The sequence below is a fragment of the Arthrobacter sp. 10T413_2 genome (genome assembly GCF_056394205.1).
Map to the genome: position 1 here is coordinate 1 of NZ_JBFTHK010000311.1, position 2,424 is coordinate 2,424.

Genomic DNA, 2,424 nt, shown 5'->3' on the forward strand with positions numbered 1-2,424 from the left:
ACCATTGAGCTACAGCCGCAGTGGGACAGTCCAAAGTGCTGGACTTTTACCCCGGTGAAACAACGAGATTTACATTACCCCAGTCTGGCGGCGAGGTTGAACACGCCACGTCCGCGCGTTGGCGGATAGGCGGCCGGATCGCCGGCCGCCACGTCCCATAACTGTTCGGACACTCTTGGGCGAAAGCCCGTCACAGGACCCCGTGCGGTGACCCGCGCTGTCTATCCTGAAATGGTTAGCTGCAGTTCAGGGGAAGCGGGCTACGCCCATCAGCCGTCCGCCGAGCAAGGATTTCCGTGACATTTGCAGAGTACGACGTCGTTATCCACCGCGATGCCATGAGCGTCTATAACTACCTCATTGACCCTGGCCACCTGCCGCTGTGGCGGGACGGGGTCCGGAGCGTGGAGCTGCTTTCCGGTGCGGCCGGCGCCAAAGGCGCCGTGTACCGGCAGACCATCGCCGGGCCCGGCGGACGCCCTGTGGCCGCGGATTTCGAAATCGTCGAGGCGCGGCCGGGCGCGGAAATCCAGTACCAGGTCATCGCCGGACCGGCCCGGCCGCACGGCGGCTACTACCTCAGCACTGAGGGCCCCGGCACACGCGTCCGCTTCGCCCTTAACTGCGAGCCCAAGGGATTCCTTGCCCGGCTGACCAACCCGTTGCGCCGACGGATGAAGACTGAGGTCGGCCAGCTCGACCGGCTCAAGTCCCTCCTGGAACATATGCCCGCCACGGAATAGACGGGCCGGGGAAGTAACACTCGGCATCCGTACCGGTCCGTGAAGCCGGGCTGCGCGCTGTGCGGTATTTTTGAACCTGTGCTGATCTCTGACCGCGACATTCGAACCGAAATCGACTCCCAGCGGATTGTCCTTGAACCGTTCGACCCGGCGATGGTCCAGCMGTCCTCGGTGGACGTCAGGATCGACAAGTTCTTCCGGCTGTTCGACAACCACAAGTACGCCCACATTGATCCGGCCGAGGAGCAGCCCGAGCTGAMCCGCCTGGTGGAGGTGGAATCCGGTGAGCCGTTCATCCTGCACCCGGGCGAGTTCGTCCTGGGCTCCACCTACGAGACCGTGACGCTKCCGGATGACATTGCGGCCCGGCTCGAGGGCAAGTCCTCGCTCGGCCGGCTCGGTCTCCTGACGCACTCGACGGCGGGATTCATCGACCCCGGGTTCTCCGGCCACGTCACGCTGGAGCTGTCCAACATGGCGACGCTGCCCATCAAGCTGTGGCCCGGCATGAAGATCGGCCAGTTGTGCTTCTTCCGGCTTTCCTCCGCCGCGGAGCACCCCTACGGGTCGGGGGAGTACGGCAACCGCTACCAGGGCCAGCGGGGCCCGACGGCCAGCCGCAGCCACCTGAATTTCCACCGCACCGACATTTAAGGCCGTTTCCGGCGCAGCCTCAGGCTCACGCTTGCCCCGATGTCCGGACAGCCGGGCGCCGGACCGGGCGGCGCAGCAGCCGGACGACGGGTTCCACGAAACGGGCGGCCAGCGGCCCCGCGATCGCCATGATCAGGACATAGGCCGTGGCGAGGGCCGCCAGATCCGGGGGCACCACGCCCGAGGCAACGGCCAGGCCGGCGATGACAATGGAGAACTCGCCGCGCGCGATCAGGGCGGCCCCCGCGCGGAAGCGGCCGGGAATTCCAATGCCGGCCCGTTTGGCCGCCCAGAATCCGGTGATCATCTTGGTGGCTGCCGTCACCAGGGCCAGCAGCAGCGCCCAGCCCAGGACGGGCGGGATGGACCGCGGGTCGGTGTTGAGGCCAAAGACGACAAAGAAGATCGCCGCGAAGAGGTCCCGGAGCGGCTCCAGGATGCGGGTGGCGCTGTGGGCCGTGGCGCCGGAAATCGCGATGCCGAGCATGAATGCGCCTACTGCCGCCGAGACCTGCATGGCGGCCGCGAGCCCCGCCACCAGCAGCGCAGCACCGAGCAGATTGAGCAGGAAGACCTCGGAGTTCTCACTGTGCACGGCTTTGGACACGTGGTGGCCGTGGCGCAGGGCCACCACCAGGACCAGGGTGACGACGGCAAGGGAGATGCCTACGGTCTGCAGGCCCATCAGGAAACTGACTCCGGCCAGTGTGGCGGTCAGGATCGGGAGGTAGACGGCCATGGCGAGGTCCTCGAAGACCAGGATGGCGAGGACCACCGGGGTTTCCCTGTTGCCGATCCGGCCAAGATCGGTGATGACCTTCGCCGCGATCCCGGACGATGAAATGTACGTCACGCCACCCATCACCATGGCTMCCACGAYGCCCCATCCCAGCATGAGGGCGAGCCCTGCGCCGGGCAGGAAATTGAGCAGAAGGTCCAGGACGCCGGCCTGCCAGGACCGCCGCAGCCCGGTGACGAGCTCGGCCGCCGTATATTCCAGGCCCAGCATAAGCAGCAGGAGGATGAC

3 protein-coding genes are annotated in these 2,424 nt (G+C 66.3%); 2 read left to right on the top strand and 1 reads right to left on the bottom strand.

The features are described 5' to 3' along the window. The first annotated feature begins 296 nt into the window (after positions 1 to 296). Both AC1DBQ_RS22920 and dcd read left to right on the top strand, forming a co-directional pair. The gene (locus AC1DBQ_RS22920) at positions 297 to 743 is read left to right on the top strand and encodes an SRPBCC family protein (RefSeq protein ID WP_476930695.1); all 447 of its coding nucleotides are present in this window, start codon (positions 297 to 299) and stop codon (positions 741 to 743) included. A 78-nt stretch (positions 744 to 821) separates the two neighbouring features. Then, positions 822 to 1,397 (top strand): dCTP deaminase, encoded by a 576-nt coding sequence (dcd, locus tag AC1DBQ_RS22925; protein WP_476930696.1) that lies wholly within the window; start codon positions 822 to 824, stop codon positions 1,395 to 1,397. 25 nt (positions 1,398 to 1,422) lie between these two features. Here the strand turns inward: dcd and AC1DBQ_RS22930 are convergent. Next, a partial coding sequence (locus AC1DBQ_RS22930; RefSeq protein WP_476930697.1) for a cation:proton antiporter occupies positions 1,423 to 2,424 on the bottom strand: 1,002 nt, incomplete at its 5' end.